Raw genomic sequence first — 6,647 nt, 5'->3', positions numbered from 1 at the left:
TAGGCAATATTTGTGCTTTTAATTTTGTGGTAGAATATTTCAGGATTAAATGGCAGAGGGGGATTTTTAGATTGAAGTCAAAAAAGATAATGTTAGCCATTGCATTTTTATCTTCGTTTATTTTTTTAGGTAATAGCACAACAGTTAATGCTAAGACTTATTCTAATAGTCAATTGCGTAAGTATGCTATTAAGACAATGAATAAGCATCATTTACTGGGCACAATTGAAATTGTAAAAGATGGACATCGTCAGACAGTTAATGTTGGCTATGGTTATTACAGACGTAAAATTAAAAATGGTAATAAGAAATTACTATATCCTGTTGGTTCATTGCAAAAATCTATCACAGCGGCAATTATTACTCAGTTAATTTATCAAAAGAAATTTTCGCAAAATACCAAAATTTCGCGTTGGTATCCAAAATTAAAACATTCTAAGTATATTACAGTTGGTCAATTAATGACTCATACTTCAGGAATTAATGTAATTGGAACCGAATCGAGTCACGGTATTAATTTCTCTGAAAAGGGTGCAATTAATTGGACGATTGCTAAGGCAAATGCGACAGCTAGAACCAAGCGTGCAAGCTTTAATTATAATAATGCTAATTATGTTCTTCTAGCAGGCATCATTCGTAAAGTAACAGGCAAGTCTTATGCTGCTAACGTCAAAAGCAGAATTGTTAAGCCACTTCATTTGAAACATACATATATTTATCAAAATATTCCTCGTTCAAAAACAGATGCTATTTCTTACTTATACCGTCATGGTAAAAACTATCAAAGTGCATCTTATGCTAATAAGTACGTAGTTTTGCAATTGCCAGGTGCAGGGAACTTATTCTCTACAGCTAGTGATTATTATAAGATTCAACAAGGATTGCATAATGGCAAGATTTTAACTGAAAAACAGTTTAATTACTTGAGCCATTTGAAATCAAAAGTTAATACATACTCTGGTGGCTATTATTTGAAAAATGGCGGTAAACTAAAGTTAGCCTATGGCAATTTTGGTGATACTCATTTTACCAATTGGATGCAGCTTACTACAGACAATAAAAATGGAATTGTGATGTTTTTGAATCAGCCATATGGTAGTAAAAATCAAATCAAAAGTGTAGGCTACAGTATTTTGAAACATATTAAGTCTGGTACTTTTATTAGAAGATAGAGGTAAAAATGAAAACTGGGGATAAATTTACTGATTGAGCAGTTGAACTACAGAGCATTGCTCAAAATGGCTTGAAATATGGTCATGATGTGTTTGATCGTGAACGGTATGAACAGATTCGTCAAATTGCGGCAGCGATGATGACTGCTAAGACGGGGATGCCGATTGAAAAAGTTAAAACCCTGTTTTGCGGTGATGAAGGCTATCAAACCCCTAAGATAAAAATTAGAGCGGCGATTTTTAAATCTGATAAAATCTTATTGGTTCATGAAAAATTAACAGATGATTGGTCACTTCCAGGTGGCTGGTGCGAAGCTAATCTTTCTACAGAAGAAAACTGTATTAAGGAAGCCGAAGAAGAATCAGGTAGGGATGTTAAGCCGATTAAATTAATAGCTTTGCAAGACCGTAACAAGCATAATAAACCTATTTTGGCTACTGGAATTATGAAGGCTTTTTATCTTTGCAAGGTATTAGGCGGTGAATTTGAGAAGAACACGGAAACTACAGATTGTCGCTACTTTTCATTAGATAATTTACCTAAGCTGTCGATTGATCGTAATACGCCTGAACAAATAATAATGTGCTATGAGGCTTCTAAAGATCCTAATTGGCAAACTATTTTTGACTAATAAAAAGCAAGATGGAATGTATCAAACAAACCATCTTGCTTTTTTATCTGTGCTTTTTTGGCATCTTCGGTCGCTGTTCAAATAATTCACCAATTAGTTTAAAGAAACCATAGATGATTAACAAAATTCCCATAATGAGGATGGATTTGCGATCGAATGCTCGTGGATTGACTATAACGATAATTCCTAGAGCAAATGCGATGACTGCTTCAGTTGCTACAACCGTAATATGAAAAACTCCAGAAATTCTGTGAAGAATTAATTGTCGTAATCTGACATAGGAATAAATAATTAAAAATAGTCCTAAGAAATAGTGTGCTAAGAAAATTAATAAACGGTTATTAGAAATCAAAGCCGTAGAGAGGGCAAAAACAACTAGATAAGAAATAATGAAGAATTGTTTTTGTTTTGCTTTTAAGCTGGAATTAGCAGTATCCAAGATGTGGTGAACACTAAAACCGATTCCGGCGAATGCTACTAAAGCTCCGAATGCACGTAATGCATATTGTGGCATTGTTAAACTGATAATACCTAGCACAACTAGGATCCAACCGACAATTGTATCAGTTGAGAATAATACTTTAGTCAAATGACGACTTTTAATTGTTTGCCAAATTGATGAAAATAAAGAGCCAAAGACAAATCGAGTTCTACGAGAAGAATTAGTAAATGATAAAAGAATAGCGCCAAAACCGCCAAACCCATTTTTGTCTAATTCGTTAATCTTGGTGGCACCTCCTGCTCCTAAGGCAGAAAAGAGATCGTTAGTCAAAGCTTCTCGTTCCTCAAGTGTGGCATTTCCAATCCATTGGTTAATCAGTTGGTTGTAAACCTTGGATTGTGGATTTCTATGCCGTTTAGTATCAAAACTAGAACCAATGATTTGCCAACTAAAGGCATCATGTTGACTCAAGTTATTGCGAGTACTGTTAACAATAGTAGGATGAATGCCTTCAGGTTCAAATAGGCGCCCGATAACACTGAACTCTGGCACGAATCTTCTTAATGTATTTTGCAAATATTTTAAAGGAAGCTGTGCGCCGACTTCCTCGGCAATGCCAGGAGAGTCGAAAGTGTAGATACGTTTGATTCGCTTACGAAGCTTAGGCTCGGTATTAATGGCTGCATATTCGGCTAAATTGCCACCTTTAGAGTGACCACCAAGATAATAATCTTGATCATCCGCCTTTAAAATGCGCTCAAGTAGTTTGACTGCTTGCTTTTGTGCAACTGTGATCCTGAAACTAATTTCAAAGTCTTCTTTCCAACCAACAAGTGAATCGTCAGTACCACGAAAGGCGATAAAATTAGTTCCATCGGTCAATTCAATCTTGATAGCACTAAACTGAGTGTGTTCAGTTAACGTACTAACAAAGTAGGATAGGCGTGCATTTTTAAAGCGTTCAGCCTGAGCCATTAATTTAAATAATTCTTGATATTGCAAGTTATCATTGCGTGGGTGATCATCGGCAAAGTATAATTTAGCAGCTTCGTCCACCGTAATTGTTTTAGCATCGCCACTAACAATATCGTGCAATTCAAGATAAGAAAAAATAGATAAAACAAGTGCATCAATATCATTGAAAGGCGATGTACTAAAGTCAATGTCTCCACGCCATTTTAAATATGTAAGAATATTATTATCTGGATACATGTTTTACCTCTTCAATTGAAAAACTATAACTCCCTTTACAATTCTAACGTAACTGTTGAGAGATAGCGTAAAAAAACTTTTTTAGTTATTTAACAACAGTTGTTATTATATGCTGTAATAAAAAGCAGGTAGAAGGGGATTCAACTACCTGCCAAGGATGGATTATAATAAGGACTTATAGAAATTATAACCCGCACATAAGTATATCAGTTATCGATGATTAATGGTATACTTATGATAATATCTTCATATTTTTTCAAGAAAATACTCTCATATATATGTACAATGTATATAAGAGTGTTTTTTATTTTAAAAGGGGAATTTTTATGTTAAAAGATGGAACATATGATGGTGAGGCAAGAGGCATGGCAGGATTTGTTAAAGCAAAATTAACTATTAAAGATCAAAAAATTGCTGCCGTAGATTTAGATTTATCTACGGAAACTCCACAATATGGTCAAAAAGCAGAAAAGCAATTAAAAAAATGAGATTTTGACTAATCAATCTGCAGATATTGATGCTGTAAGTGGGCAACTTTTACTTCGAATGGGGTTAAAGAAGCCGTCGCAGATGCTTTAAAACAGGCGACAAAGTAGAGGAAGATTAATGCACGTTACAACGTATTTTGTTATAGGTGCAATTATCGTATTGATAATTGCGCTTTTTCGATCAGAGCATAAATTTGAATTCCTGAAGGCGGCAATTTTATTTATTGTCCAAATTTTCTTCAGTACGATTAATTTTTTGCTCTTTTTCATAATTGCGTATCTGTTAATGCAGAATAAGGATCATGTAAACTTGGGCAACCTTTTCTTACTGCTAGTTGCATTTGTGGTGCTTTCCGGGATGTTTATCTATTGGGGCATGCGTCTGGCCGCCCATGTATTTAAATTCTCGACTACGACTTTGACTTTAGTTGAATATTACATTCAATGGTCGCTTATCTATGTGACGGTTTACCAGGCAATCTTCAGCAATATTAAGCATATTAGTTCGATTACGCATTTCATTCGAGTAGGTAATTTCTTGGATCCTAATTTGACAGTTGTGGTTATTTTGCCATCATTTATTTCGGCATGGATTGCTGTAGTTCTGTATAAAAAGTTTATTAAAGCAATATAATAAAAATAAGTTAAGTAAAAAGCATCCCCTAAATTGGGATGCTTTCTTTATATACAGTGAGATTATTTAGTTCTTTCAAGAATTTCATCCATCTTTTGGAAGAATAACTCCTTATTTGCCTTAATAACGATGTCAACTTCACGGCCGTTAGGATCACGTCTAAAGCTACCAGCACTCATGCCGTCGGTAATGACCGTTGCCTTAGCCTTTTCAGTCTCAACAACTTCTGGGTATAAAGCACTGACAGTAGTAAGTACATCCCAAAGGTAAAGTTCAGCGGAAGGAATCGAAATAATCAAGCTGTAGCCTTGACCAATTAAATCCATTGCTGGGTATTTATGTAAACTTGCCCAGTGGTGACGTAATTCATCATTTAATGGAATTTCTTCAGTACTTTCAAGTCCCACCATTTGAATAGGAATATTAGAATCAAAGACGCGCTTAACAGCGTATGGATCCCAGAATGAATTCCATTCTTGGCTGCCATCTGCGTTAACCATAGCTACGTTACCATGACCATCAAGAGAGCCGCCCATCCAGTAAAGCTTCTTAATATGTTGTTCGATATCTGGATCAACGTCAAGAGCACGTGCCAAGTCTGTTAAAGGACCAGTCATGATTAAAGTGACGGGTTCTTTTGCATGCTTAAGTTTCTCAACCATATCAAGGTGAGCAGGCAATTCAGCTTGCGGGGTATCGACTGAACCCTTTTCGTTCAAAATAGGTAAATAGTTAAAAGAGTAGGTAGCCATACGCCAATCGTGTGGGAATTGGTTGACAGCTCTTGAGTTTGAACGTGCTACAGCCAATTCATCTCCGCGCAAGTTAAAGAGATCAGTCATCTTGCGGCATGCTGCAACAGAAGGATCGATAAAACCGTCTGCATCAATTGCACCGACACCTAATAATTTGATATCAGGAGCCTGCAAAAGAAGCAGGTAAGATACTAAATCGTCAATGTTACCATCATGGTTAAAATATATTTGTTTCATTTTTTGAACCTTTCTAACTAATTACCTTCATTTTAGCATGGTCTAATTAACAAAAAGAATTTTAATTTGAAATATTAGCAAAACCGCTTACATTAATCTTATAATAAGAATATTGAAATACTTAGAAAGGCAAAAATTATGAAACAAATAAAAATGGGACCATCCACGCTCTCTATTCCAGCTATGGCGCTTGGCATTATGCGGATGGATCAAAAAAGCGTAACAGAAGCGGCGGATGCAATTAGTGCAGCTTATGGGGAAGGAATTAATTTTATCGATTCAGCTGATATATATGGCGGAGGAAAATCAGAGACCATTTTTGGTCAGGCATTGAAGCAAACTAAGATCAGCCGAGATAAGTTGTTTATCCAATCTAAAACAGGTATTGTGCCAGGAAAACGTTATGATTTTTCTAAAAAGCATATTTTAACTGCTGTAGATGGTATCTTAGAAAGAATGCAAATCGATTACTTAGATAGTTTAGTTTTGCATCGACCTGATATTTTGATGAATCTGGAAGAAGTGGCAGAGGCTTTTGATACATTGCAAGCCCAAGGAAAGGTTCGCTTCTTTGGAGTGTCTAACTTTAACGTTAGTGAGATTGAATTGCTTAAAACAGCAGTGACCCAGCCAATTATGTTTGATCAATTGCAATTCGGTTTAATGCATACGGGGATGCTTGATAGCATTGTTCATAGTAATATGACTGATGAAAAATCAGTAGATCATGATGGACAAACGTGGAATTATTTATTAAGGGACAAAATAACTTTGCAGTGCTGGTCACCATTCCAATATGGGATGTTTGAAGGGACGTTCATCAATAATCCGAAGTTCCCTCAGCTGAATGAAGAATTAGAAAAGTTAGCTGAGCATTATCAAGTAGGTAAAAATGCAATTGCTGCTAGTTGGATTCTGCGTTGTCCTGGACAAATACAGATTTTAGTTGGCTCCATGAATCCTAAGCATATTGCGGATTCCGCAGCTGGTAGCGACATTCAGTTAACCAAACAGGAATGGTATGATCTGTATTTAGCAGCTGGCAATGATTTGCCATGATGAGTTAAAAAAGCAT

The 6,647-nt window shown here is 35.7% G+C and carries 5 protein-coding genes and 2 pseudogenes; 5 read left to right on the top strand and 2 right to left on the bottom strand.

Annotated elements, in window-relative coordinates:
- Positions 1–89: 89 nt before the first annotated feature.
- Together HMPREF0518_RS04930 and HMPREF0518_RS04925 are read left to right on the top strand one after the other, a co-directional pair.
- A complete protein-coding gene (locus tag HMPREF0518_RS04930; protein WP_020829128.1) occupies positions 90–1,172 on the top strand; it encodes a serine hydrolase domain-containing protein in 1,083 nt (360 codons plus the stop codon).
- 8 nt (positions 1,173–1,180) lie between these two features.
- A pseudogene (locus tag HMPREF0518_RS04925) lies at positions 1,181–1,804 on the top strand (NUDIX hydrolase N-terminal domain-containing protein).
- Positions 1,805–1,847: 43 nt separating this feature from the next.
- On the opposite strand, the gene HMPREF0518_RS04920 reads toward HMPREF0518_RS04925, so the two are convergent.
- Positions 1,848–3,458 (bottom strand): Mbeg1-like protein, encoded by a 1,611-nt coding sequence (locus HMPREF0518_RS04920; RefSeq protein ID WP_003626719.1) that lies wholly within the window; start codon positions 3,456–3,458, stop codon positions 1,848–1,850.
- Between the two features lie 326 nt (positions 3,459–3,784).
- Here HMPREF0518_RS04920 and HMPREF0518_RS04915 point away from each other — a divergent pair.
- Positions 3,785–4,054 (top strand): annotated as a pseudogene (locus tag HMPREF0518_RS04915) (FMN-binding protein).
- A gap of 10 nt (positions 4,055–4,064) precedes the next feature.
- Positions 4,065–4,580, top strand: coding sequence for an SA1002 family membrane protein (locus HMPREF0518_RS04910; protein WP_003626716.1), 516 nt, complete (start codon positions 4,065–4,067; stop codon positions 4,578–4,580).
- Between the two features lie 62 nt (positions 4,581–4,642).
- Here the strand turns inward: HMPREF0518_RS04910 and HMPREF0518_RS04905 are convergent, their stop codons facing one another.
- Positions 4,643–5,572: a nucleoside hydrolase gene (locus HMPREF0518_RS04905; RefSeq protein WP_003626714.1), complete on the bottom strand. Its 930-nt coding sequence runs from the start codon at positions 5,570–5,572 to the stop codon at positions 4,643–4,645.
- 138 nt (positions 5,573–5,710) lie between these two features.
- On the opposite strand from HMPREF0518_RS04905, the gene HMPREF0518_RS04900 reads away from it, so the two are divergent.
- Positions 5,711–6,631, top strand: a complete 921-nt coding sequence (locus tag HMPREF0518_RS04900) for an aldo/keto reductase (protein WP_003626713.1) — start codon at positions 5,711–5,713, stop codon at positions 6,629–6,631.
- Positions 6,632–6,647: the final 16 nt, after the last annotated feature.

Origin of the sequence: Lactobacillus helveticus DSM 20075 = CGMCC 1.1877, from assembly GCF_000160855.1 — a bacterium.
GTDB classification, from domain to species: Bacteria; Bacillota; Bacilli; order Lactobacillales; family Lactobacillaceae; genus Lactobacillus; species Lactobacillus helveticus.
The sequence above is the reverse complement of the archived record's forward strand: the minus strand, read 5'-3'. Positions and strand labels throughout refer to the sequence as shown.

Coding starts and splice junctions, on each gene's coding strand:
- HMPREF0518_RS04930 (WP_020829128.1), top strand. CDS start 90: ATGTTAGCCATTGCATTTTTATCTTCGTTTATTTTTTTAGGTAATAGC.
- HMPREF0518_RS04920 (WP_003626719.1), bottom strand. CDS start 3,458: ATGTATCCAGATAATAATATTCTTACATATTTAAAATGGCGTGGAGAC.
- HMPREF0518_RS04910 (WP_003626716.1), top strand. CDS start 4,065: ATGCACGTTACAACGTATTTTGTTATAGGTGCAATTATCGTATTGATA.
- HMPREF0518_RS04905 (WP_003626714.1), bottom strand. CDS start 5,572: ATGAAACAAATATATTTTAACCATGATGGTAACATTGACGATTTAGTA.
- HMPREF0518_RS04900 (WP_003626713.1), top strand. CDS start 5,711: ATGAAACAAATAAAAATGGGACCATCCACGCTCTCTATTCCAGCTATG.